Source organism: Turicibacter sp. (assembly GCF_017941855.1).
GTDB lineage: Bacteria > Bacillota_I > Bacilli_A > MOL361 > Turicibacteraceae > Turicibacter > Turicibacter sanguinis.
The window spans coordinates 1-23,775 of record NZ_JAGAVR010000032.1; the positions used below are offsets into that span (position 1 = coordinate 1).

Here is a 23,775-nt window from a genome sequence, read left to right on the forward strand (position 1 = left end):
AAGACACTACCCTAATTTAATTGTTATGAAGTTCCCCCAAAATACTTCATAACAAATTCTCTCTTTTCATCCCAATATTTATAAATCATCCCCTGTTTTATGAGGTTCCTTGTGAACCTCCTTTTTATTTTGTTTTAGATCATGAATCAATACAATTGAAGAGGGCTTGCTGAGCCGAAGGATGCAAAATTGTGTTGTTGAATACTAGGTATCGTCTGATAGCGAGTGACGAAATTAACTGATAGTGATATTCATTTATTAAGAAACTTTTAAAAAATCGCTGGAAAAGTGTTCTGATGGGCTTGTTTATTTCCTAAAATAAAATCTGAATACAGTCAAAAATCGTCAAAAAACTTCAAAAAACACAGAAAGAACACAAAAATGACGTTTGAATATGTGATAATGAATATGTCTTGAAGAACAAGACACTACCCTAATTTAATTGTTATGAAGTTCCCCCAAATACTTCATAACATATTCTCTCTTTTCATCCCAATATTTATAAATCATCCCCTGTTTTATGAGGTTCCTTGTGAACCTCCTTTTTTTATTTTTTATTTATTGTAAATTTAAGGTTTTTATGTTATAAATAGTATATTCAAATAAAGACAGTTCATTCAGACCATCCTGTCTCTAAACAAAACTAGGCTCAAATAGAATGATGATATTGGGCGCTTTTGCGCCCTTTTTTTCTGTAAAAATCAGAAAGCTTCCTTTTATGTGCCGAGTTTTGCGCAAGAAGGAAGCTTTTTTTTATTGTTGAGGAGAGATTATATGTTTACTTTAAAAAGTGAAATTGAATTTGATGCAGCACATTACTTAAGTGATTATGAAGGGAAATGTCACAATATTCATGGGCATCGGTACCGAGTTGTCATCAAAGTGTCGGCAGACTCACTGCATGAAACGGGACAATGTCGTGGGATGGTGGATGATTTTTCAACTATCAAGCAAGCCTTAAAGAAAATTCATGATTTATTTGATCACCGATTAATTCTTGAAGAGAATGAAGAGGGAAAAGAGCTTGCTAAAAAAATAGCAGAGACAAAGCTAGGCTTTGAAATATATTTTGTTCCATATCGTCCAACAGCAGAGGAAATGTCGCGTGATATTTATCAGAGATTACAAAATCTAGGAATAAAGGTAACCGAAGTAGAGTTATTTGAAACGCCTAAAAATAGTTGTATTTATACGGAGGTTTAAGATGTATCAAGTCATTGAAAAGTTTATTTCCATTGATGGTGAGGGGCCATGTGCGGGACAGTTGGCTGCCTTTATTCGATTTAAAAATTGTAATTTAAGATGTGATTGGTGTGATACGTGCTATTCATATGATGGAAGTGTTGAAGGGGAAAATTTAAGTCCGCTAGAGATTTATCACTTTGTTAAGGAAAATAAAGTGAATCACGTGACTTTGACAGGGGGAGAGCCGCTGATTCAACCACATATAGAAGTTTTGATAGGGATTTTAGCAGCCGATAAAGAGTTAACTATTCACATTGAAACCAATGGGTCTGTGAATATCCAGAGATTTAAGAAAAAGTTTTCAAAGTCTAATGTTGTTTTTATCTTAGATTATAAATTACCAAATAGCTTAATGCAATCAAGGATGGATGATGAAAACTTTAAATGGGTGACAAAGACAGATGTTTATAAATTTGTAATTGCAAGTCAAGAAGATTTAAAAGTTGCACATGAAGTGATTAGAGAACAGGGTCTATTAGAACGTTGTCTAGTTTATTTTAGTCCGGTAGTGGATTATATTAACCCAAGTTTGATTGTTGACTATATGAAAGATCATCAATTAAATGACGTGAGATTACAGTTACAATTGCATAAATATATTTGGCCAAAAGAAATGAGAGGTGTTTAAGATGAAGCGACAAATTGATACGAAACTGATTGAGCGCAGTATTAGAGATATTTTAGTTGCTCTTGGGGATGATCCAGAAAGAGAAGGATTAAAAGAAACTCCAAAACGTGTTGCTAAAATGTTTGAGGAAGTCTTTGAGGGGATGACGTTATCTAATGACGAAATTGCAGAGTTTTTTGGAACAACTTTTGAAGATGAAGCGCTCGATGAATGTCAAAATAACTTTGTCATCATTAAAGATATTCCAATTTTTAGTTATTGTGAGCATCATTTAGCCTTAATGTATAACATGCTTGTTACAGTGGCATATTTGCCGAAAGAAAAAATAATCGGCTTAAGTAAGGTAGCGCGAATTGCAGATATGGTTGGTCGTCGATTGCAGTTACAAGAGCGTATTGGTGAGGAAATCGCCGAAATCGTTGAAAAAGTAACAGAAAGTGAGGCGATTTGTGTTTTGATTAGTGGCGAACATAGTTGTATGACTGCAAGGGGGATTAAAAAACAGGGAACGACAACCACCACAGTGACTTATCGTGGAAAGCGAATGGAGGAAGAATCAGACTTGAGACAAGAGTGTTTATTATTAATGAAATAAAGGAGAGAATAAAAATGAAACAGGATAAAGCGGTACTTGTTTTTAGCGGTGGTCAAGATTCAACCACATGCTTATATTGGGCACTTGAAACATTTAAAGAAGTGATTGCTGTTACGTTTGATTATGGACAACGTCATCATTTAGAACTAGAGTGTGCTAAAGCGATTTGTCAGGAACTTGGTGTTGAACATCATGTGTTAGATATGTCTTTATTAAATCAATTAGCACCCAATGCTTTAACACGAGATGAGATTAAGATTGAGTTAGGTGAAGAGGGGCAGTTACCCTCAACTTTTGTACCAGGCCGTAATTTACTATTTTTAAGCTTTGCTGGAGTCTTAGCAAAGGTTAAAGGGGCTAAACATATTATTACAGGTGTCTGTGAAACTGATTTTTCTGGCTATCCAGATTGTCGAGATGTTTTTATCAAGTCATTAAATGTGACATTAAATTTAAGTATGGATGATGATTTTGTGATTCATACCCCACTCATGTGGTTGAATAAAGCACAGACTTGGGAGCTAGCAGACAAACTTGGAAAATTTGAGTATATACGAGAAAAAACTTTAACTTGCTACAATGGTATCATTGGAGATGGATGTGGTGAATGTCCAGCTTGTGTTTTAAGAAGGCGAGGACTAGAAAGTTATTTAACAACTAAAGGAGAGATTTAGATGTCAGGAAGAAAACAAGAAGAATTAAGCGAGATTACCTTACTTGGAAATCAAGGGACAACTTATACATATAGTTATGACCCTGAAATACTAGAAGTGTTTAATAATAAACATCCTAAGAATGATTACTTTGTGAAATTTAATTGTCCAGAGTTCACAAGTTTATGTCCGATTACAGGTCAACCTGATTTTGCCACGATTTATATCAGCTATATTCCTGGAGAAAAGATGGTTGAGAGTAAATCGTTAAAATTGTATTTATTTAGCTTTAGAAATCATGGGGATTTTCATGAAGATTGTATGAATATTATCATGGAAGATTTAATTAAATTGATGGATCCGAAATATATTGAGGTTTGGGGAAAATTCACACCTCGTGGTGGAATTAGTATTGATCCTTACTGTAATTATGGACGTCCTGGAACAAAATTTGAAGAAATGGCTCAATATCGTCTGATGAACCACGATTTATATCCAGAAAAAGTAGATAATCGTTAACTCAAATATCGCCTTTCATCCGACTATGTTTCCCTTTAAAAATGTGGTAGAATATGTCACATCAAAGGAATCGAGGAGGAGGAAAATACAATGACGAAACAAGAAGCCATTCATTTTTTACAAGAACATTTAAAATCGATGAAATATTTGGAATCAGCGATGGGGGTACTCTCTTGGGATATGGAAGTCATGGCTCCAGTCAAAGGGATTGAGTATCGAAGTGAGGTACTTGGATATTTATCGGTTGAGCATCATAAGTTAGCGACAGATACACGTATTGGTTGTGCGCTAAATGCTCTAGAAAATGAAAGTGATTTAATGCAAGTCGAGCAGAAATTAGTTGATTTTTTTAAAGATTCATTTGAAAAAAATACAAAAATTCCCGAATCATTACAACGCGATCTAACGGTAGCAACCTCTAAAGGAGGCCAATACTGGAAACAAGCGAAGGAAAAACAAGATTATAGTATCTTTAAACCGTACTTGCAAAAAGTCATTGATTTAGTTATTAAACAGGCAGAGTGTGTGGGGTATGAAGGACATATCTATAATGCGTGTCTAGATGATTTTGAAAAGGGAATGACGGTAGAGGAGTTGGATCGTATTTTTCCACCGCTACGAGATGGCTTAGTTAAGTTATTAAATCAAATTAAAGAAAGCCGTGTGTGTATTAAACTACATCCAAGTGGGGAGTTTGATAAAGCAAGACAAGAAAAATTGACGAATCAAGTCTTAGACATGATGGGATATGATTATCATGAAGCAGGTCGAATCGATGAAACTGAACACCCATTCACGACCTCTCTAGGAATCGGAGACACTCGAATTACAACACATTATTATGAAGATAATCTTGAGAGTGGTTTATTTAGTTCGATTCACGAAGGTGGACATGCAATTTATGATCAAAATATGCCACATGAACTTTCCGATTATGGTTTAGATGAGGCGCCATCTATGGGAATTCATGAATCTCAATCTCGTTTTTACGAAAACATCATTGGGCGCAGTTTGCCATTTTGGAAAGGTTATTATAAAAAATTGCAAGAATTATTTCCTGAGTATGGTTGGACCACCCTTGAAGAGTTCTATGGAATGATTAATGCTGTCAAACCTTCTTTAATTCGAACAGAAGCTGATGAAGTCACGTATTCATTACATGTCATTATTCGTTACGAAATCGAAAAATTAATGATGAGTGGAGAAGTCACAGTGGATGAACTTCCTGCTCTTTGGAATCAAAAGTATGAAGAATATTTAGGAATTACGCCAACAAATGATTCAGAAGGTGTCATGCAAGATGTTCACTGGTCAGAAGCATTAATTGGATACTTCCCAAGTTACGCACTCGGAAATTTATATGGTGCACAATTTTATCATCAAATGAAAAAAGAGATTCCTAACGTTGAAGAACAATTAGAAGCGGGAGATTTAAGTCAAGTCTTTATGTGGTTAAAAGAGAAAATTCATTCACAAGGAAATCTGTATTCACCAAGCGAACTGGTAGAAAAAGTGACGGGTGAGAAGTTGAATCCGATGTATTTTCTCGATTATTTAAATGAAAAGTATTCAAAGATTTATAAATTATAATTAAATCGTCTTTTGTTGCATATACTCCAATGATGAGCCTTTTGACTTATGATTGGAGTTTTTTTGTTGAGGTGATCAGATGAAATTGAAAGTTGAGAAAATGACAGAACAAGATGCATTTCAAATTTTTGTCTGGAAATATAGTGAGCCTTATGATTGGTATAACTTAGAAGGCGATGAAGCCTGTATCCATGAATTTTTAGAAGATTCGTATTATGTCGTGAAAGATCAAGAACATGGATTAGTTGGATTTTTTTGTTATGGACCATCGGCACAAGTTACAAGTGGGAAATTGTTAGGTTTTTATGCGGATGAGACTTATCTTGATATCGGACTGGGAATGAATCCACTTCTTTGTGGAAAAGGATATGGAGCCTCCTTTTTAGAGTTAGGGATGCAATATGCCAAAGAAATACTAGGAGCCAAAAAGTTTAGATTGACGGTTGCTGATTTTAATGAACGAGGAATTAAAGTGTATCAAAAAGTTGGTTTTTATGAAGTAGGAACGTTTGAAGCAAGAAATAGAGTGGAGCAAATTCGCTTTAAGGTCATGTGTAAATCAAATAATTAATCATTTAATAAAGTTTAATAAAAAAATGAACCTAAAAATTTGAAAAAACATTGAAATTAGATCGGAAATTTAGTTCGCAGATTACATGAGAAAATCACGTGTCATAAGAATAAATTTAGGAATGAATTTAAATAGGATTTAGTTCTCTATTCCGAACAAAATTATGAAGTTAGAATAATGTAATAAAAAACTCAAGTGAGGGTCTCACTTGAGTTTTGATTTAAAGATGAACTCATTAATGGCTTCACAAACGCCATTTTCATTGTGACTTTTTGCGATATAGTTACCGTGTGAAAACATATCTTCATTGGCATTTGCCATCACGAAGCTATATTTAGCAACTTTAAGCATTTCAATATCATTGTAATAATCACCAAAGACCATGGTTTCGTCTTGATTAATGTGTAATAAGGATTGGATTTTAGACAAGGCATTTCCCTTGTTGACTTCAAGGTTGGTAATATCGAGCCAAATATCTCCCGAGAGAGTCACCTTAAAATGTGAACCAAATCGGTTGTTTAAAATGGGATAACTGTTTTGCAACGGATGGTTTAAATCACAAATACAGATGCGGTGAATGGGATCGTGGATGTCTTGAAGATTAGAGACCACCTGGATATTAGAGAAGTAGTGCGCTAATATCTCTTCAAATTCGTTTTCGCATGGTGTTGCATACATTCCATTTGGACCAGATAAAATAACCTTGATATGGGTAATGGATTCACATTGCAGCAAGATGTCATCAATCGCTTTTTTTTCTAATAAGCTCATCTGTCGTTGATGATGTCGGCTCACCACAAACGCTCCGTTGTCACAAATGAAATCAAGATAAGGTGTGGCTTCTTTAAAAAAGTCTTTTAAATCATAATAAGATCGCCCACTTGCAATGACGAAGCAAATATTTTTTTGTAAGAGGCGATTTAATAAATCGATAAATCCATCTGGAAGCTGTCCCGCTTCGTTTAATAGTGTTCCATCCATATCTGTCGCAATTAATTTAATCATGAAAGGTCCCCCCAGTACTGATCATGTTTATGTGCCTATTGTAGGGGATGACATGATTTTAAACAAGTAGAAGGATGATGAAATGAATAAATTGTTTCAGTTTTTCAAACGTCATTTGCGATTAAATAAAGCATCCAATCCGGATATTTAATGGTGAGGGACGTTTTAAATATTAAGGGAATCAATAGGCTTATTTTAATGTTAGCTATTTTTATTGAATTCATTGGTTAAAACTTGAATCCAACTGTCACGATTATTGGGGCATGTTGAGGTAGAATCATTGACGAAAGAATTTTGTGCTCTTTATCCCGAGATTAAATGGTTTTCAATCACATAAAGTACCCTTTATCACTCGATAACCTCCGGGGAAAAGATGTCATCTTGTCATTTATTCAGGCACAGTCTACTTTGACATAGGAGGATCGAGCTAAAATTTTATCCTCGTTAAAAAGTCGGACAAATCACGGGAAGCTCAGGTTATATGTAAAAAATAGTAAAAAATAAACTAAAAAAATAAAATAGTTTTATTCATGTAAAAAAATGTCGTATTTTGACTAAAAGTGATTCTAAAAAAACACTTGGAAAAAATATATATAAATGGTAATATTGTCACGTGAAAAGTAATAGATTGAAGGAAGATGTGATGAATGACCATGAAATTAAATGTAGCCTTAATTGCACACGACCGAATGAAGGATCAAATGGTAAACTTTTGTTACGCCTATGAACACATTTTAGAAAACTATGGCTTATATGCAACGGGAACAACAGGTGGAAGAATTGAAGCGGGGACAAATTTGAAAGTGAATAAACTGGCATCGGGTCCACTTGGGGGAGATCAACAAATCGGTTCTTTAATTGTGACGGAAGCGATTGATCTTGTTATTTTTTTAAGAGACCCATTAACACCGCAACCCCATGAAACCGATATTCAAGCACTGATTAGATTGTGTGATGTTCACTATGTACCGATTGCGACTAATTTAGCTTCAGCAGAAATCTTTGTTAAGGCGTTAAATCAGGGGGATTTAGACTGGCGAACTTTAAGAAAAATACACGGTTCGTGAAATAAATTTAGGGGGATGTTAAATGTTACAAATTGTAAGTGTCAAACAAAGTCCAGTAGGAACACAAGAAGCGTTAGATTATATTCATCGTGTTTGGAATGGAAATAATCAAGCATCAAATTTTTTTGATATGATTACAAAAGTATCTCTTGGGGATGAAGAGATGGGAAATTTCTATGTGCTACTTCAAGATAATGAGGTTATTGGATGTTGTGGATTAGTCACACATGACGTGGTAACCAGTCGTAATTTTTATCCATGGGTGACGTCTTTGTATATTGATGAGGCATATCGAGGACGTAATTATGGGCAGTTGTTATTAAATCATGTTGGACATCAAGCACAGTTGATGGGATATCAAAAATTATATTTAACAACAGGTAAAACGGACTATTATCGCCGAAACGGGTGGCAGGAACTTGATCAGTATATTAGTCGTAAAAAAACACACGTTTATTATAAAGTGCTTCAAGAACAAAAATAATTATATTTTTTTTACAAAAACAGGAAACCGGTTACTGGTTTCCTGTTTTTTATTGACTTTTAGTAAAAGAAAAGAAACCACAATAAAGCGATAGAATCAAACAAACAAGAGATGATGCAGCCAAAAAGCCACCCAAAACATCACCTAAAAAATGGACGTTTACATACACTCGACTAAATCCAATTAAACAAGCATATAAAAAGCTAAAAAAACTAAGGAGATGGGCCCATGAACGCTTTTGACAATATTGATAAAGTAAGAAGCTACAAAGAATTGCAATGCCAAAACTCATCATGGAATGACCACTTGGAAAACTGTAGCCACTTTCATCAATTAAATGTTCAAAGGTTGGACGTTCTCGCATGTAATGAAGTTTTAATAGTAGATTACTCAATGTTAAGGCTAGAACTGTGAACATGCATAGTAAGCTTTCTTTATATTTTTTGAAGAGAAGAAACATAAGGCAACTAGCACCCGTGACAAACAAAATAGGAAGAGGATTAGCTGACTTCGTTAAGCTGATGAGGATAAAATTAAAAAAAGGCGATCGAATAGAGGTCATCATGTGATAAATTTGGATTTGGATGGGAGTCAAATCATGTGAAAAGATATAGTCTGCTAAAGAAAAGAAAAAAAGGATACTGAGAATAGAAATAATCAATAAGAGACGACTCTTAGGGGTAAAGTGGAATTTTTTCATCGGGAACTCCTTTCAAGATTAGATTTTTTGAAAAATAGTCAGCCTTAAAAGGTCTAATTTTGAAATTTAGATACAAACTAATTCTGTCAGAATGTTTGATGCTTAGGATGGAATGGTTATAGTATAAACTATTTCGTTCTCTTAAATGACTTAAAATATCTCAAATTTTTTAGTTTTTTACCTAAGCGATATTTTGACACTTTTGTTGTAGTCGTGTTAAAAATTTAAAAAATAATTGAGGGGTATTGATGAAAAAGTTATTGTATATAACAGTTAATTCTAAACCAGAAAATGAGTCGGCAAGTAAAATGGTTGGACGTCGGCTCGTAAATCAAATTTTAGCAACCTATCATGATTTCCAACTTGAAGAGTTGGACTTGTATGAGGTTCATGTCCCAAGACTTGAATCCCAATATTTTGAGTCTCGTAACTGCATGATTAATCAAGAGGCCATTAATCAATTACCTAAAAAAGAACAAGAAGAAGTCCATAAAATTGTGAAATTATGTGACCAATTTGTTGAGGCTGATGTAGTGGTTATGGCTGCTCCGATGTGGAGTTTATCGTTTCCAGCTCCTTTAAAAGAGTATATGGATTGCATTATTCAAGTCGGACGCACCATTACATTCGAAGGACACCTTCCAAAAGGATTACTTGATGATAAGTTACGTTCAGTGATCTATGTCCAGTCTTCTGGAGCATCGATTCCGTTTATTTTAAGCCCATTTTTCAATAAAGGTTTAAATTACATCGAAGATATGATGAAGTTTATGGGAATTAAAAAGTTCGAGTCTTTACTCGTTGATGGAACTGGAACAACGGAAGAAGAAAAACAAAAAGCAATCGAAAAAGCAACAAATAAAATAGAAGAGATCGTCAAACATTTGACGTTTGAAAAGTAGGAGGTTTAACATATGCAATTTAAATTAGATGATACGGTTCAACAATTTAAACTTGATTTTAAAGGACTTTATGATGAGATTAAAGTAGATGAAAATTATTTTGAAAGTAAAGAAGGCCATGAAACGGTGGCCATTACGTTAACGAATGAATTAAAAGTTAAAGAATATATTCATTGTGTGGTGACATTCCCTGATGGTGGAGGGTACGATGTTGATTTTGTTTATCAAAATGATGAAGCAACGCCAGGGATTACAAAAGAGCATTATCCAACACTGGCAGAAGTGGTTGAAGGTTGGAAACGCTTCATTAGCTTATATAAATAACCAAAAAAGTTGGAACTTATGAGTTCCAACTTTTTTTGATATAATGAAGACCGTGAAAGGTAGGGAGTCAATGAATATGGAATCATTAGTGAATAAAGAGGGATTGAAAATTGTAGGGTCTTTAATCAAATTAAATCGTTTAAATCAAAAGATGTCTCAAGCGGCCTTATGCGAAGGGATTTGTGTTTCCTCTTATTTAAGTAAGATTGAAAATGGGGAAGTGATGCCTTCACTAGAAATGATTGAATTATTATTTGAACAGTTAGCAATTGAGTACGTGGCGAGTCCTGACTTTATCAAAGTCATGACGGATCGTTTTGAAGAATTTTTTGAAGAATTAAATTTTAATGGCTTTGTTCAATCAAAAGAGATTTTTAAACATCTCGAACAAGAGGAATTAAAATTAATTCACTCGCCTTTAATACTCGATTATTACTTAGTTAAACTCGCTCACTACTGTGCAACAGATGAACGTGAATGTCTTGAAGAAGCGTATCGTCTTTTAACGTCAGTTAAGCCGTTGTTAAACAAAACACAACGCTTTAGATATTACCTATATCAAGGAATTGACCTGCTTTATTATCATCAAGACTATGAATTAGCTAAACAATTTTTTGAACTTGCAAAACAAGAGCTTGAAACTGGCCGTTTGTACGAAATGCTTGCTAATGTTAGCTATAACAAGGCCAGTTTTATCAGGCGTTTCAGTTCGTGAGCGAAGCAAAACGGCGTTATGTTTTAGAAGGAAATTTAGTCAGTTTATCAGGGATATATGAATTTGAAGCGATGCTTGCGTATAAAACAGGTAGTTTTAAACAAGCCATTGAATTGTGTGAACGTTCAGGTGCCTATGCTCATAAAATGAATCGATTCGATTTGACACTGACGCCACTTCTTTGCAAGGCTTTTATCCACTACACACGTCAAGAATCGTTAAAAGTGAGTGAAAGTTTAGAAGAAATAGCAAACATTCAACAACACTTTCAAGCAACATGGCCGGTTTTGATTTTAATTGAATGTTTTGAAGCGAAAACAGTGAAAGACTTTGAAAATATCGAAAAACGATGTCATGAAGAAATGCGAGCGGCCATATTATTAATTGGATTTTGTGTCACAGGTGGTGTATTTAAAAAAGATGAATTATCATCATTAATTCAAAAGTATCAAACAACGCATCGCCGTTTTCTATTAATCGATGAATGGATTTTTTATTTGTTAAAAGAATACTACACTTCAAAACGCCAATATAAAGAGGTAGTAGGTTTACTAAAACGACAACAACTCTAGGTTGAGAAATAAGTCAACAATTTTGGGTGTTAAGGGTGAAGATAGCGTCCGTTTTTCCCAAAGCTAAGCTAGTGATAGGATCAGTAAAATGGTTTATAATGTGAAGCGAGGTGAGGGGAAATGGATTTAATTAGACAAAATAAAAATTTTCGATTAGTATTTTTAGGCGCATTAGTTTCAAGTGTAGGAGATGTGTTGTTCAATTTTGCCATTGGACTCTATATTTTAGAGTTAACACACTCAGCCTTTATGTTGTCACTATATGGAACGATCGGTGGAGTAACGTGGTTACTTCTAGCTCCGTTTGGGGGTGTCATGGTTGACCGAATTCCACGCGTTAAAGTGATTTATTTCACAGATTTTATTCGAGGAATTAATATCTTACTTTGTGGGCTCGTGATGTTAACCGTGGATCATGTGAATATCATCATGGCTTGTCTTTGCTTAAGTTCAGTCATTAGTTCGATAAATGGGGCTTTATTTGGTCCAGCTTCACAGGCGATTATTCCACTAACTGTAGAAGAAGAGCAACTAGTCAAAGCGAATTCTTTAATGTCTTTAATGTACGGCATTAAAGATGTGTTTGGAATGCTGCTGGCAGGGATTTTATACAGTTGGCTTGGACCTATTGTGATTATTTTTATTAATGGGTTTTCATTTATTATGTCAGGAATCACGGAGTTATTTATTAAATTAGATGAAAGTGAGCTACTAAAACGAGCACAAGAAAGTCATGTCTTAACCGATTTAAAAGAAGGGTGTCGCTATATTTTATGTCAAAATAAAGCCATCTTATGGTTGCTCATTATTTTGAATTTTAAAAACTTGGCACTAGGACCTATTCAATCGGTATTAGTTCCCTATTTAATGAATGAGCATCTTCACGTGAATGAAATGTATTTATCCGCTTTATATGTGGCGATGGCGCTAGGAGGGATTTTAGGATCGCTATGGGTTTCAAAAGAAAAAGTTTTAAAAACAAATGAAACCATAAAAAAATCACTATGGACGCTAATAATTTGTGTAGGGATACAGTGGGCGTTATTTGAATTGCTTGAATTAGGGCGCATTCCGTATCTGGGATTCTTTTTGTTCTTATTTATTCTCTTTATTATCTCAGGTGCGATTAATGTGTTACTTTATGTCCCAGTCATGGCTTCATTGCAACGTGTTGTGTCAGCAGAATTTTATGGACGTGTCATGTCTTTATTTACGATGATCTCATCGATTACTTCACCGCTTAGCTTGATGTTTGGCGGGATCCTCATTGATTATGTTGGAATTTCTATGATCTATCTCTTTTCTTTGTTTTTTTTAGCTCTTTCTATTTATTTGATGAAGGAATGGAAAACATTAAAACAACTTTAAGATGAACTGAAGGTAGTCAGTCAGAGTGGATTCATGTTATAATGCTAATCATGTAATCAAGATCAAGCACTTTGGAGGGATCAAATGTGAAAATAGGTTTTTTTGATTCTGGAATCGGAGGCTTAACCGTTTTAAGTGAAGCATTAAAACGATTACCACATCATGACTATTTATACTATGCTGACACGTTGCACGCACCTTATGGACCCAAGCCAAAGGAAGAGGTTCGTGGCTATATCTTTGAAGCCATTGAATTTTTAGTGCGCAAAGGAGCAGATATCATTGTGATTGCCTGTAATACAGCGACTAGTATTGCAGTCAATGACTTAAGAGAGAAATATCAAATTCCGATTATTGGGATGGAACCAGCAGTTAAACCGGCTATTGAATGGGTTCAAGAAAGCGGAAAACGTGTGCTTGTGACGGCAACACCGTTAACGTTAAAAGAAGAAAAACTACATCATTTAATTGAACGATTAGATCAATCACATGTGACTGATTTATTGCCATTACCTGATTTAGTTCGTTTTGCGGAATCGTTTGATTTTTCTCCCGAAACGGTTGTTCCGTATTTAAAAAAACAATTAGTTGATTATCAGATTTCAGATTATGGTGCGATCGTCCTTGGATGTACGCATTTTCCGCTCTTTGCGTCATCTTTTAAAGAGGTTTTTGAACCAGGCATCGAGTTGATTGATGGAAGTGTTGGAACGGTGACTCATTTAGCAAATATAATTGATACGATGAAAGGTGAGACGTCTAAAACATCGACGGTGACATTTTATCAATCGGGAAGAGAAATAACCGAAGCGAATGAAATCAAAGGATTTAATCGTATTCTCAATCAAATAGCGTCTTAAGTTTTGGTATATCTTTGTGACTTTTATCATATCTTTTTTTAGACTAAGATTTTAAGGTTTTGAAAGAAAAGATGAAGAAAAGTCGTGGTGATGAAATGGACTTTCAATCGGTTAATCCTGAATTATTTATTTTAGTTGGAGAATTACTCGGAAATGTTATTGCCAATGAAATTCCATTAAATGTCCAAAATGCGGTTGGAAACTGGCTTCAGTTGGTTGGACAGGCCATTTTAACATATAATGCACAACAACAGTATTATCAACAAGGACCTGGTCGGTATTTTACTCCGGATAGTTTTAATGTGGATAATCCCTTTTGTCAATCGAATCAATCCAATCAAGACGGGATGAGTGTTGAGCAATTGAGACAATTTCAAGAGACATTAGAACAATTAGTCAAAAGAATCGAAACGCTTGAACAAGAGCTAAAGACGATGAAGCAGAGTGGTTAAAATTAACAGTTTTTTCATTCATGAACTCATGATGGTAAGGGTATACTATACTTATCGGAGGTGATCATCATGAGACATTATAGTCATCAAGCGGCTAATCACACTAAAAATCAAATGGATGTTGAATTTGGATCTGAGTTTGCTCCAAAAGATCATTTTTTAGATCAAGAAGCACAACAAGCATTATTATCTGCTAAAGCAGGAGGAACGATTACCAAACGTTTAGTTGAGATTGGGGAACAAATGTTAATGAATGAACCTAAAAAATAAAAGGTTAAAACGATTAAAATGAAATAATGAACCATAAATGACGATGGAACTCATCTGATTTTATGGTTTTTTTATATGATATGTTGAAAAATAACACTTATTAAGATTAAATCTGAAAAGCGTTAATCCCTCTTTTTTCGACGCTGTCATTTTATATAATAATGATTAAAAGAATGAAAGATTAAGTTTAAAAGTGAAAGGGTTAGAAATATGCCTAAAAATCTCGGTATCTTCGTAATCTCGGGGATAAGTTAAGTGAAAGAAATGAAAGTTTAATGTTGAATAAGCGTTAATTATAAAAAAAAGACTTCTTTTTGACACAACTATGACACGATAAAGTCACAATTTTTACACATGAAAACACTTTTATTGGTAAAAACTATTTACTTTAGCAATAATTGGAAATATAATACACAATAACATCACATCAAACTAAGTCGTGATGAAATAAGGAGGGACCATATATGAATAAGAATTATTTATGGTTAGCTACTTGTTGTGCTTTAGTTGCCGGGGGATGTAGTAACAGTAATGATACTGCAGGTAATACAGAAGCGCCAAGTACTAATACATCAACAGAAAATGAAGGGACAGGAAGTACCGAAACAACAGACGTGTATCGTAATGATTATAACTACGTTTATAGTACTGATCCTGATACATTTGATTATGTGTATTCATTTCAAGCAGTTGATAATGAACATACGACTAACTTTGTAGATGGGTTGCTCGAACATGATCGTTATGGAAATTTAGTTGGAGCATTGGCAAAAAGCTATGAAGTAAATGATGATGCAACTGAATTTACGTTTCATCTTCGTGAAGGTGTCAAATGGGTGACAGACGATGGAGTTGAATACGCTGAGGTGACAGCTCATGACTTCGTCACTGGTTTACGACATGCCGTTGAATTTGATTCACAAACCTTATACTTAGTTCAATATACCATTAAAAATTTAGATGCTTATTATAATGGAGAAGTAGAGTGGGAAGAAGTAGGGATTAAAGCAGTGGATGACTATACATTAGTTTATACACTGGAGGCCCCAACGCCATATTTTCACACGATTACAACTTATTCAATTTTAATGCCAGTTAACCAAGAATTCCTAGAGTCAAAAGGAACAGGATGTAAATTAGGTGCTGCAGAACCATCTAGCTGTTCATTTGGGGAAGTTGCACCTGATGGAATTTTATACAACGGGGCTTATTTATTAAGTAACTTTACCTCAAAATCAGTCATTGAATACACAGCAAACCCTGATTATTGGGATGCTGAACATGTTTATATTCCAAATGTAAAATTAGTTTACTATGATGGTTCAGATCCAGATAGCTTATTCACATCATTTGATAAAGGAGAGTTCTCATCAGCCCCAGTTTATACAGATAACGCTGCTATTTATGCATCAGCTAAAGAAAAATATGGAGATAATATCTTCATTTCTCGTACCACCTCAACATCATTCTGGATTTCATGGATTTTTGACCGCAATCAATATGCGTCTCCATTAGATTCATCAGTTGATGTTTCGCCACAAACGGATAAACAAAAAGCAGATACAGCATTAGCCAAACAAAATACAGCCTTCCGTAAAGCCATTATGTATGCATCTGATATTTCATCCGTGAATTCTCAATATGTAGGAGAAGATTTAAAATATGGTCGTTTACGTAACACCTTAACGCAACCTGATTTCTTATTAAATAGTCAAGGTCAAACGTATGGTGAATTGGTATCAGCTGCTTTAACAGCTTCAAATCCAACGGAATATCCAGCTGGATTTGACTTATCAGATGGACAATTAGCTTACTATAATACGGATTTAGCGACTCAATATATGGCTCAGGCGGTTGAAGAGTTAAGTGCACAAGGCGTTGAATTCCCAGTTCAATTAGATGTGATTGTTAATGGTGAATCAGAAAAAGGATTCCGTGCGGCACAAGCTTATAAAGCAACAGTAGAGGCTAATTTGTCGGATGTTCAAATTAATTTAATTATTTCAGATTCTACTAATATGGCAGCGTCTAAAACAGCCGATCAAATGAACTGTGACTTATACATTGGAGCAGGTTGGGGACCAGACTATGGTGATCCTAAAACTTATGTGGACATCGTCGATCCAGATAGTGGAGATATGTTAAAATACTTCGGATTAAACTGGACAGGTTCAGAAGTTGGAGACGATGCAGCAGTTAAAGAAGCGATTGGATTATACGAATTCCAAGCCTTAAAAAATGCAGCAGAGGCTATCGTTGATGACTTAGATTTACGTTATGAATTATATGCAAAAGCAGAAGCTTACTTATTAGAAAATGCTATTCTTATTCCATATATTACACAAGGTGGTGGATATGCGGTATCTCGTGTTGTTCCTTATACTCAACCTTACGCAGCGTATGGTTTATCTGATAATAAATATAAAGGAATGCAAGTTTCTAATGAAGTCATTACGGTTGAAGAACGTGAAGCGTTAAAAGCAGATTGGGAAAGTAAATTAGGTCAATAGTTTGACTAGTCTATATGCGCTTTAAAGATTGGGGCGATGCCCTAATCTTTTTGCATATAGAAAATTTAATAAAGGGGGAATGTTAATGAAACGATACATGCTATATCGATTTTTAAGATCGCTATTTTCAATCTTCATGGTTATCACAATTGTCTTCACCTTAATTTACTCAGTTATCCCGCGTGATCGTGTGTTCTTTTCGGACAGTAATATCGAAAAAATCCAAAAAAGACCAGACGATTATGCAAACTATAAGAATATTCAATGGGAAAAGTTGGGTTATTTAAAATACGATACCATTCAAGATTATTGTAAAGAGTTATATGGAGCCGCAACAACGGAATATAGTAACTGTGTTTTACCTGAGTCACAAGAAACAAAAGATTATGTAGCTTTACGTGAAAAAGAAGGATATGAGGTTCAATATTTTACAGAATCAGGACAAGCTTTTGCGACACGAGACATTCCAATTTTACAACGTGCGCTAAATTGGTGGGGGAATCTAATTAGCTTTGATCATCCGTACAAAGTGCAATCAGAAAATAATCCTGATTTAGAACGTAAAGTTTATATTGGAAAAGATCATAATAATCGTCCTGCTGTGATGTGTACAGGATGTGAAAGTAAATATTTAATTTATTTTGATGGGAATTTTCCATTTATTCATCAAAACTTCATCACCTTTAGTTTAGGAACATCTTATCCAACGTATAATGGCCAAGAGATATTAGATGTCATTTCTGAAACACAAGGCTCTAAAAAGACAGAAGAAATCACCTTACCAAATGGAAATAAAGCAAATTCAGCATTAAATTTATATACGTGTAAATATAAAGATACACTAGATAATATTGATCAAAAGCAATTCGTAGATCATTATGCAAATTGTAAAACGAATAAAACGGATCCATCAATGGTTCAAATCTCATTTACCATCGGATTTATCTCGCTTGTTTTGACGTATATCATTGGGATTCCACTTGGGATTCAAATGGCGAATCATAAAGGAAAACTATTTGATAAAATGGGTCAATGGTATATCATTTTCATGATTTCGATTCCAGGTTTAGCTTATATTGTGTTAGTTCGATTCCTAGGGAGTAAATATGCTGATTTACCAGGAATGTTTCCAATGCTTGGTTCAAGTAACCCAAAATCATATATCTTACCGATTATCTCGCTTACCTTAATGTCAGTAGCAGGACGTATGATGTGGATGAGACGTTATATGATTGATCAAACGACCATGGATTACGTGAAGTTTGCACGCGCTAAAGGATTATCAGAAAATGAAATTTTCTTTAAACATATTTTCAGAAATGCAATCGGTCCTATTGCTCATGGACTTCCAGCGGCGGTTATTTTCTGTATTTCAGGGGCATTAATTACGGAAGCTGTCTATAGTATACCTGGGATGGGGAAAATTTTACCGGATTCTATCAATGTTTATAATAATTCAATGGTCATCGGAATTACATTCTTATTTACAACGTTAGCCATTTTCTCAACCTTCCTTGGGGACTGGTTGTTAACACTTGTTGATCCACGTATTACATTACATGAAAAAGGGGGACGTAAATGATGAGCGATTCAAGATTTGAATTTGTCAAAATAGATGTACAAGCATCTGAACATATTGCAGCACCAGCTTACTCATATTGGCGTTCTGTATCACGCGCCTTCTTTGCCAAAAAAACAACGGTTTTTTTATTAATTGTGGTGATTGTTTTTTCATTAATTGCTTTGATTCAACCGATTTTATCAGGATATGATCCACAAATCGTTCCTAATATTAATGATGCTTCAATGCGTTTTTTAGGACCAAGCGCCCAATATCCATTTGGGACTGATGATGTTGGAAATTCTGTTTGGGATGTCGTTTGGGCTGGAACGAAAACATCGTTAATCATTGGATTTATCGTGACATTAATTAATACAGTCGTGGGTGTTTTCGTCGGAGCTGTTTGGGGATTTTCGAAAAAAGTTGATAAATTTATGCTTGAAGTATATAACATTGTCTCAAGTGTTCCATATATTTTAATTGTCACCGTACTGATGTATGCGATTGGTCGAGGATTTTGGCAACTTGTGTTTGCAATGTGTGTCACTGGATGGTTAGGAACAGCTTATTTTATAAGAACGCAAGTGATGATTATTCGGGATCGTGAGTACAATTTAGCATCAAAATGTTTAGGAACGCCGACTGGGCGTTTAGTGACACGCAATATTTTACCGTACTTAATTTCAGTAATTATGACCATTGTAGCGGGAGATATTCCAGGTGCAATCGGAACAGAGGTAACGCTTTCTTATTTAGGTATCGGACTTGGAGTAGATACGCCATCTTTAGGACGTATGATTAGTAAATACGCGAATTATTTTAATGGATATCCGCATTTATTTTGGGCACCGGTTTTAGTGTTGGCAGTGGTGACAGTTTCGTTATATGTGATTGGACAATCGTTAGCGGATGCATCAGATCCACGTACACACATGTAGAAAGGGGAGTGTAAACATGAGTGTAAGAAAGACCGTTTTATCAGTAAAAGATTTAGAAATTCAATTTAAAGTTCGTGATCGACGTTTAAATGCGATTCGTCGCATTTCACTTGATTTATATGAAGGTGAAACCTTAGCTATTGTAGGAGAATCAGGTTCAGGAAAATCAGTTTTAATTAAATCATTTACTGGAATGCTTGAATCTAATGGGGAAATTGTTGGAGGAGAAATCCTCTTTGAAGGACAAGATATTAGTAAACTAAAAAAAAATAAAGAATGGGATGGCATTCGTGGGGCTAAAATTGCAACGGTTTTTCAAGATCCGATGACGTCTTTAAATCCGGTTCGAACGATTGGTTCTCAAATTGCAGAAGTAATCGTTAAGCATCAAAAACTAAATAAAGTAGAAGCAAAAGCGAAAGCCATCGATTTAATGAAACGTGTTGGAATTACAGATGCACAAAAACGATTTGGAGATTATCCGCATCAATATTCAGGGGGAATGCGCCAACGGATTGTCATTGCCATTGCTTTGGCTTGTCGACCTAAAATATTAATTTGTGATGAACCTACAACGGCTCTTGATGTCACGATACAGGCACAAATCTTGCAGTTAATTAAAGATTTGCAAGCTGAGTATGGATTTACAACGATTTATATTACGCATGACTTAGGTGTGGTCGCAAATGTAGCAGATCGCGTCGTTGTGATGTATTCAGGGCAAATTATTGAATATGGAGAGGTTGAAGAAATTTTCTATGAGCCAGCGCATCCGTATACATGGGCGTTACTTTCATCATTACCACAACTTGGAACTAAAGGAAATGAGCTCTTTTCTATCAATGGAACGCCTCCATCACTTTATAATGAGATTATTGGAGATGCCTTTGCCCCAAGAAATCAGTTTGCGATGCAAATTGATTTCGAAGAAGAACCACCATTTTTTGAAATTACGCCCACTCATTTTGCTAAAACGTGGTTACGTGATGAGCGTGCGCCAAAAACGGAAATGCCAAAAACGTTACAAAATTTACATGAAAAACTCGTGGCAATTTATGGAGAGGGCGCAAACGGAGGGGTGAACTAATGAGAGAACGTGAAGTTTTATTATCGGTCAAAGATTTAGAAATTAAATTTAAAGATTTTGTGGCAGTAAAAGATGTGAATTTTGATATTTATAAAGGAGAAACCTTCTCGTTAGTTGGAGAATCTGGATCAGGAAAAACAACCATTGGGCGTGCGATTATTCGTATTAACGACACGTCAAAAGGTGAAATTTTATTTAATGGGAAAAAAATTAATGGACGAATTACGCGAGATATGAATAAATACATTGTTAAAAATATTCAGATGGTGTTTCAAGATCCCGCTGCCTCATTAAATGAACGTGCGACCGTTGATTACATTGTTTCCGAGGGATTAATTAACTTTGGGATGTATGAAAATGAAGCAGATCGGAAACAAAAAGTTATTAAAGCACTTGAATCCGTAGGATTACTTCCAGAGCATGCCACGCGTTATCCTCATGAATTTTCAGGAGGACAACGCCAACGAATTGGAATGGCCCGTGCAATCGTCATGGAGCCAGAGTTTATTATTGCGGATGAGCCGATTTCGGCTCTAGATGTTTCAATTCGTGCGCAAGTGTTAAATTTACTAAAAAAATTACAACAGGACAAAGGCTTAACATATTTATTTATTGCGCATGATTTATCAGTGGTACGATTTATTTCTGATCGAATTGCGGTTATTCATAAAGGACGCATTGTAGAGTTAGCTGAGGCGGAAGAATTGTTTTTAAATCCGTTTCATCCGTATACAAAATCTTTATTATCAGCGATTCCAATTCCCGATCCTCGTCTTGAAAAAAATAAGCAATTAATTGTCTACACAGGCGAAGAGCATGATTATACGGTTGATAAACCTAAGTGGACTGAAATTAAAACAGGACACTTTGTATGGGCAAATGAAGCGGAAGCGCGTGAATATAAAAAGAATGCTAAAGTTAAATAAAGGGTCGTCTTAAAGGTCAGTTACATGTGTTTGTAGCTGACTTTTTTTGCTTTTAACAATTACAAGAAGAGGGAATACGATATAGTAAAGAAGGGGGGATAAGATTGAAACTAAAGAAATATAATCGGCAAAAGGCCATTGATTATGCAAGAAAATGGGCATTAGGACGCAATCCACTCTACCATGATTATGAAAATTATGGAGGAGATTGTACCAATTTTATTTCACAATGTTTACATGCAGGAGAAATTCCTTTTGATGTGAATGGGCGAGATGTTACACAAAAATGGTACTGGTATAGTGACCAGTCTCGAACTCCGTCCTGGACCTCAGCGAGACCTTTGAAAAACTACATCTTGAATAATAACAGAGAATTATCACAGAATTATGGGATTTATGCAAAACCTTGTCAATATGAAGAGTTAGAACTTGGAGATTTAGTCCAAAAAACAGTGAATGGTGAAATTACTCATACCATGATGGTCACAGCGCGTGTTTTTGATAAAAATGGTCAATTGATTGATTATCTAGTTTGTCAACACTCATATGACTTATTAGATTTTCCGTTGTCTCAAAAAGATGGAATTTTAAGTTTTATTAAAATAGTAGGTTATTATGATTGGTAATTTTGGATTATTTTTATTGAAATTTGAAGATATTTCAAATTGAATTCATACATGTTTTCGTGAGATAAAGTCATAATACTATAGTCGACCAAGTCGACAAGATTTTGAAAGTGAGGACTTAATCATGAGAAATAATAACAATGCAAAAAACAATGCAAAAAACCAAGCAAATGCACAAGCTAAAAACCAAACAAATGCAAATGTAGAATTCGCAAATGACTTTGCCAATACAAATGCAAAAAACCAAACAAACAAATTAGCTTCTCAATCAAATACTAAAAATAATTGCCGCTAGTTAGTTAGAATTTATCAAATTGGCAAGAAAAATGAGACAGATAGAGGTCTCATTTTTTTTATGTGTAAACTCTGAAAATGGAAGATTCACATGAAATTAACAGACATTTTTTTGAATTGGACACAAATAATAAGAGTGTCGAGATTCGACAAGAAAATGTGAGGTGTTAATGATGAGTCAAAAAGCGAAAAAATGTGAAGGTAATAATCAATGGGCAGGGCAAAAAGCAGCTGCTAAAGCTACTCAGTATCACGATAAAACCGAGTTTAGTAATGAGTGGGTATCAACGAATAAAGTAGCCGATTGCAATCACCCAACTGAAAAAGAATCACAGGGTGATCAAGAAGAGTCAGGATGCCATTGTTCACATAAGCATTAAAGCGAGGAAATAGCAAAAAACGCTATGAGATTGGTCATAGCGTTTTTTGTCATTTTCTAGTATAATAAAAATTGACGACATGAAGAAAGGGTGAGGACATGGAATTATTTGTATCAGATTTAGATGGGACTTTATTAAATAAGCAAAGCGAAGTCTCACAGACATCACGCCAAATTATTAATGATTTAATAGATAAAGGGGTGAAGTTTACCGTCGCAACAGCCCGTACACATGCGACTGTTATTGATTTACTAGAAGGATTAAAGATTGAAATGCCAATTGCCATTATGAATGGCGTGGGGATTTTCGATTTAAAAAATAGAAAATACTTGGAGATTGTGGATTTAGCAAAAGATACCACAATGTCTGTTTTAGCCGTTTTTGATAGCTTAAAACTAGAGCCGATGATTTATGGAATTAAGGATGATCAATTAAGTGTTTATTACCGTGAAATTAACAATGAAGTCGCACAAGACTTTTATTTAGGTCGTTGTGATAAACCATTGAAAACATTTAAACAAATTCAAGACTTTACACCATATATTCAAGATGAACAAATCGTAAATATTTTAGTCTTTGATAAGCTTGAGTTAATCGAAGAGGCTTATCGTCAAATTCAATTCATTGAGGGTGTGAGTGCAACATATTATAAAACACGTACAGAGGGATTTGGCTATATGGAATTATATAGTGCAAATGCCTCAAAAGCAAATGGAATCAAAGCGTTAGCAAAATATGCAGACTTTAGTAAAATCATTGGATTCGGAGATAATTTAAATGATTTACCAATGTTTGAACAGGCGGATGAAGCATATGCTCCTGCAAATGCGGTTCCTGAGATTAAAAAAATTGCGACAGGTGTGATTGGTCATCACAACGAAGATGCCATAGCCCTATATTTACAAGAGCGTTATCATCAAAATAATCAATAAT

Annotated in this window: 28 protein-coding genes; 26 read left to right on the forward strand and 2 right to left on the reverse strand. The window is 34.8% G+C overall.

Annotated elements, in window-relative coordinates; translation table 11 throughout:
• The first annotated feature begins 774 nt into the window (after positions 1 to 774).
• The 7 genes from queD to J6D32_RS04790 all read left to right on the forward strand — a co-directional run bounded on the left by queD (position 775) and on the right by J6D32_RS04790 (position 5,801).
• Positions 775 to 1,203, forward strand: coding sequence for a 6-carboxytetrahydropterin synthase QueD (queD, locus tag J6D32_RS04760; protein ID WP_006785537.1), 429 nt, complete (start codon positions 775 to 777; stop codon positions 1,201 to 1,203).
• A gap of 1 nt (position 1,204) precedes the next feature.
• Complete coding sequence (queE, locus tag J6D32_RS04765) at positions 1,205 to 1,873, forward strand: putative 7-carboxy-7-deazaguanine synthase QueE (protein ID WP_055164791.1); 669 nt, start codon at positions 1,205 to 1,207, stop codon at positions 1,871 to 1,873.
• Position 1,874: 1 nt separating this feature from the next.
• Positions 1,875 to 2,468, forward strand: coding sequence for a GTP cyclohydrolase I (gene folE, locus J6D32_RS04770; protein WP_006785539.1), 594 nt, complete (start codon positions 1,875 to 1,877; stop codon positions 2,466 to 2,468).
• Complete coding sequence (gene queC / locus J6D32_RS04775) at positions 2,447 to 3,142, forward strand: 7-cyano-7-deazaguanine synthase QueC (protein ID WP_262941925.1); 696 nt, start codon at positions 2,447 to 2,449, stop codon at positions 3,140 to 3,142. The genes folE and queC overlap by 22 nt, the downstream gene beginning before the upstream one ends.
• Entirely contained in the window at positions 3,143 to 3,640 is a 498-nt protein-coding gene (queF, locus tag J6D32_RS04780; RefSeq protein ID WP_006785541.1) for a preQ(1) synthase, read from the forward strand. It abuts the gene before it with no gap.
• A 90-nt stretch (positions 3,641 to 3,730) separates the two neighbouring features.
• On the forward strand, positions 3,731 to 5,230 hold the full coding sequence (locus J6D32_RS04785) for a carboxypeptidase M32 (RefSeq protein ID WP_006785542.1): 1,500 nt from the start codon (positions 3,731 to 3,733) through the stop codon (positions 5,228 to 5,230).
• 79 nt (positions 5,231 to 5,309) lie between these two features.
• Positions 5,310 to 5,801, forward strand: a complete 492-nt coding sequence (locus tag J6D32_RS04790; RefSeq protein WP_006785543.1) for a GNAT family N-acetyltransferase — start codon at positions 5,310 to 5,312, stop codon at positions 5,799 to 5,801.
• 204 nt (positions 5,802 to 6,005) lie between these two features.
• Here the strand turns inward: J6D32_RS04790 and J6D32_RS04795 are convergent, their stop codons facing one another.
• Positions 6,006 to 6,806 carry an HAD family hydrolase gene (locus J6D32_RS04795; RefSeq protein ID WP_040764133.1) on the reverse strand — a complete coding sequence of 267 codons (801 nt, stop codon included), beginning with the start codon at positions 6,804 to 6,806 and terminating at the stop codon, positions 6,006 to 6,008.
• Positions 6,807 to 7,453: 647 nt separating this feature from the next.
• Here J6D32_RS04795 and J6D32_RS04800 point away from each other — a divergent pair.
• A complete protein-coding gene (locus J6D32_RS04800; RefSeq protein WP_006785545.1) occupies positions 7,454 to 7,873 on the forward strand; it encodes a methylglyoxal synthase in 420 nt (139 codons plus the stop codon).
• A 22-nt stretch (positions 7,874 to 7,895) separates the two neighbouring features.
• Complete coding sequence (locus tag J6D32_RS04805; protein ID WP_009606472.1) at positions 7,896 to 8,357, forward strand: GNAT family N-acetyltransferase; 462 nt, start codon at positions 7,896 to 7,898, stop codon at positions 8,355 to 8,357.
• Positions 8,358 to 8,406: 49 nt separating this feature from the next.
• Here the strand turns inward: J6D32_RS04805 and J6D32_RS04810 are convergent, their stop codons facing one another.
• Entirely contained in the window at positions 8,407 to 8,775 is a 369-nt protein-coding gene (locus J6D32_RS04810; protein WP_229040077.1) for a phosphatase PAP2 family protein, read from the reverse strand.
• A gap of 530 nt (positions 8,776 to 9,305) precedes the next feature.
• On the opposite strand from J6D32_RS04810, the gene J6D32_RS04815 reads away from it, so the two are divergent.
• From J6D32_RS04815 to J6D32_RS04895, 17 genes are all read left to right on the forward strand, one after another.
• A complete protein-coding gene (locus tag J6D32_RS04815) occupies positions 9,306 to 9,959 on the forward strand; it encodes an FMN-dependent NADH-azoreductase (protein WP_006785548.1) in 654 nt (217 codons plus the stop codon).
• A gap of 12 nt (positions 9,960 to 9,971) precedes the next feature.
• Positions 9,972 to 10,283, forward strand: a complete 312-nt coding sequence (locus tag J6D32_RS04820) for a hypothetical protein (RefSeq protein ID WP_006785549.1) — start codon at positions 9,972 to 9,974, stop codon at positions 10,281 to 10,283.
• Positions 10,284 to 10,359: 76 nt separating this feature from the next.
• Positions 10,360 to 10,998 carry a helix-turn-helix domain-containing protein gene (locus tag J6D32_RS04825; protein WP_009606463.1) on the forward strand — a complete coding sequence of 213 codons (639 nt, stop codon included), beginning with the start codon at positions 10,360 to 10,362 and terminating at the stop codon, positions 10,996 to 10,998.
• On the forward strand, positions 10,995 to 11,570 hold the full coding sequence (locus J6D32_RS04830) for a hypothetical protein (protein ID WP_009606440.1): 576 nt from the start codon (positions 10,995 to 10,997) through the stop codon (positions 11,568 to 11,570). Before J6D32_RS04825 ends, J6D32_RS04830 begins: the two co-directional genes overlap by 4 nt.
• Before the next feature lie 120 nt (positions 11,571 to 11,690).
• Complete coding sequence (locus J6D32_RS04835; RefSeq protein WP_006785551.1) at positions 11,691 to 12,938, forward strand: MFS transporter; 1,248 nt, start codon at positions 11,691 to 11,693, stop codon at positions 12,936 to 12,938.
• Positions 12,939 to 13,024: 86 nt separating this feature from the next.
• The gene (gene murI, locus J6D32_RS04840; protein WP_055164782.1) at positions 13,025 to 13,798 is read left to right on the forward strand and encodes a glutamate racemase; all 774 of its coding nucleotides are present in this window, start codon (positions 13,025 to 13,027) and stop codon (positions 13,796 to 13,798) included.
• A 71-nt stretch (positions 13,799 to 13,869) separates the two neighbouring features.
• Positions 13,870 to 14,250, forward strand: a complete 381-nt coding sequence (locus J6D32_RS04845; RefSeq protein WP_006785553.1) for a hypothetical protein — start codon at positions 13,870 to 13,872, stop codon at positions 14,248 to 14,250.
• Between the two features lie 69 nt (positions 14,251 to 14,319).
• A complete protein-coding gene (locus J6D32_RS04850; protein ID WP_006785554.1) occupies positions 14,320 to 14,520 on the forward strand; it encodes a hypothetical protein in 201 nt (66 codons plus the stop codon).
• A gap of 464 nt (positions 14,521 to 14,984) precedes the next feature.
• Positions 14,985 to 17,030, forward strand: coding sequence for a peptide ABC transporter substrate-binding protein (locus tag J6D32_RS04855; protein WP_006785555.1), 2,046 nt, complete (start codon positions 14,985 to 14,987; stop codon positions 17,028 to 17,030).
• Positions 17,031 to 17,115: 85 nt separating this feature from the next.
• Complete coding sequence (locus tag J6D32_RS04860; protein ID WP_006785556.1) at positions 17,116 to 18,612, forward strand: ABC transporter permease; 1,497 nt, start codon at positions 17,116 to 17,118, stop codon at positions 18,610 to 18,612.
• Positions 18,612 to 19,529, forward strand: coding sequence for an oligopeptide ABC transporter permease OppC (oppC, locus tag J6D32_RS04865; protein WP_229040076.1), 918 nt, complete (start codon positions 18,612 to 18,614; stop codon positions 19,527 to 19,529). Before J6D32_RS04860 ends, oppC begins: the two co-directional genes overlap by 1 nt.
• A 16-nt stretch (positions 19,530 to 19,545) precedes the next feature.
• Positions 19,546 to 20,616, forward strand: a complete 1,071-nt coding sequence (locus J6D32_RS04870; RefSeq protein WP_055164775.1) for an ABC transporter ATP-binding protein — start codon at positions 19,546 to 19,548, stop codon at positions 20,614 to 20,616.
• Positions 20,616 to 21,542: an ATP-binding cassette domain-containing protein gene (locus tag J6D32_RS04875; RefSeq protein WP_006785560.1), complete on the forward strand. Its 927-nt coding sequence runs from the start codon at positions 20,616 to 20,618 to the stop codon at positions 21,540 to 21,542. Before J6D32_RS04870 ends, J6D32_RS04875 begins: the two co-directional genes overlap by 1 nt.
• 104 nt (positions 21,543 to 21,646) lie before the next feature.
• Entirely contained in the window at positions 21,647 to 22,168 is a 522-nt protein-coding gene (locus tag J6D32_RS04880; RefSeq protein ID WP_006785561.1) for an amidase domain-containing protein, read from the forward strand.
• Positions 22,169 to 22,292: 124 nt separating this feature from the next.
• Positions 22,293 to 22,463: a hypothetical protein gene (locus J6D32_RS04885; RefSeq protein ID WP_009606431.1), complete on the forward strand. Its 171-nt coding sequence runs from the start codon at positions 22,293 to 22,295 to the stop codon at positions 22,461 to 22,463.
• A gap of 172 nt (positions 22,464 to 22,635) precedes the next feature.
• A complete protein-coding gene (locus J6D32_RS04890; RefSeq protein ID WP_009606454.1) occupies positions 22,636 to 22,842 on the forward strand; it encodes a hypothetical protein in 207 nt (68 codons plus the stop codon).
• 98 nt (positions 22,843 to 22,940) lie between these two features.
• A complete protein-coding gene (locus tag J6D32_RS04895) occupies positions 22,941 to 23,774 on the forward strand; it encodes a Cof-type HAD-IIB family hydrolase (RefSeq protein WP_006785563.1) in 834 nt (277 codons plus the stop codon).
• Position 23,775: the final 1 nt, after the last annotated feature.

Bases quoted from the DNA above. Each gene is read 5' to 3' on its own strand.
- J6D32_RS04790 (WP_006785543.1), top strand. From the start codon at position 5,310: ATGAAATTGAAAGTTGAGAAAATGACAGAACAAGATGCATTTCAAATT.
- oppC (WP_229040076.1), top strand. From the start codon at position 18,612: ATGAGCGATTCAAGATTTGAATTTGTCAAAATAGATGTACAAGCATCT.
- J6D32_RS04890 (WP_009606454.1), top strand. From the start codon at position 22,636: ATGAGTCAAAAAGCGAAAAAATGTGAAGGTAATAATCAATGGGCAGGG.
- J6D32_RS04845 (WP_006785553.1), top strand. From the start codon at position 13,870: ATGAAGAAAAGTCGTGGTGATGAAATGGACTTTCAATCGGTTAATCCT.
- queD (WP_006785537.1), top strand. From the start codon at position 775: ATGTTTACTTTAAAAAGTGAAATTGAATTTGATGCAGCACATTACTTA.
- J6D32_RS04875 (WP_006785560.1), top strand. From the start codon at position 20,616: ATGAGAGAACGTGAAGTTTTATTATCGGTCAAAGATTTAGAAATTAAA.
- J6D32_RS04820 (WP_006785549.1), top strand. From the start codon at position 9,972: ATGCAATTTAAATTAGATGATACGGTTCAACAATTTAAACTTGATTTT.
- J6D32_RS04885 (WP_009606431.1), top strand. From the start codon at position 22,293: ATGAGAAATAATAACAATGCAAAAAACAATGCAAAAAACCAAGCAAAT.
- J6D32_RS04835 (WP_006785551.1), top strand. From the start codon at position 11,691: ATGGATTTAATTAGACAAAATAAAAATTTTCGATTAGTATTTTTAGGC.
- J6D32_RS04825 (WP_009606463.1), top strand. From the start codon at position 10,360: ATGGAATCATTAGTGAATAAAGAGGGATTGAAAATTGTAGGGTCTTTA.
- J6D32_RS04795 (WP_040764133.1), bottom strand. From the start codon at position 6,806: ATGATTAAATTAATTGCGACAGATATGGATGGAACACTATTAAACGAA.
- J6D32_RS04815 (WP_006785548.1), top strand. From the start codon at position 9,306: ATGAAAAAGTTATTGTATATAACAGTTAATTCTAAACCAGAAAATGAG.
- J6D32_RS04800 (WP_006785545.1), top strand. From the start codon at position 7,454: ATGACCATGAAATTAAATGTAGCCTTAATTGCACACGACCGAATGAAG.
- folE (WP_006785539.1), top strand. From the start codon at position 1,875: ATGAAGCGACAAATTGATACGAAACTGATTGAGCGCAGTATTAGAGAT.
- J6D32_RS04785 (WP_006785542.1), top strand. From the start codon at position 3,731: ATGACGAAACAAGAAGCCATTCATTTTTTACAAGAACATTTAAAATCG.
- queE (WP_055164791.1), top strand. From the start codon at position 1,205: ATGTATCAAGTCATTGAAAAGTTTATTTCCATTGATGGTGAGGGGCCA.
- queF (WP_006785541.1), top strand. From the start codon at position 3,143: ATGTCAGGAAGAAAACAAGAAGAATTAAGCGAGATTACCTTACTTGGA.
- J6D32_RS04860 (WP_006785556.1), top strand. From the start codon at position 17,116: ATGAAACGATACATGCTATATCGATTTTTAAGATCGCTATTTTCAATC.
- J6D32_RS04805 (WP_009606472.1), top strand. From the start codon at position 7,896: ATGTTACAAATTGTAAGTGTCAAACAAAGTCCAGTAGGAACACAAGAA.
- J6D32_RS04870 (WP_055164775.1), top strand. From the start codon at position 19,546: ATGAGTGTAAGAAAGACCGTTTTATCAGTAAAAGATTTAGAAATTCAA.
- J6D32_RS04850 (WP_006785554.1), top strand. From the start codon at position 14,320: ATGAGACATTATAGTCATCAAGCGGCTAATCACACTAAAAATCAAATG.
- J6D32_RS04810 (WP_229040077.1), bottom strand. From the start codon at position 8,775: ATGTTCACAGTTCTAGCCTTAACATTGAGTAATCTACTATTAAAACTT.
- J6D32_RS04895 (WP_006785563.1), top strand. From the start codon at position 22,941: ATGGAATTATTTGTATCAGATTTAGATGGGACTTTATTAAATAAGCAA.
- J6D32_RS04855 (WP_006785555.1), top strand. From the start codon at position 14,985: ATGAATAAGAATTATTTATGGTTAGCTACTTGTTGTGCTTTAGTTGCC.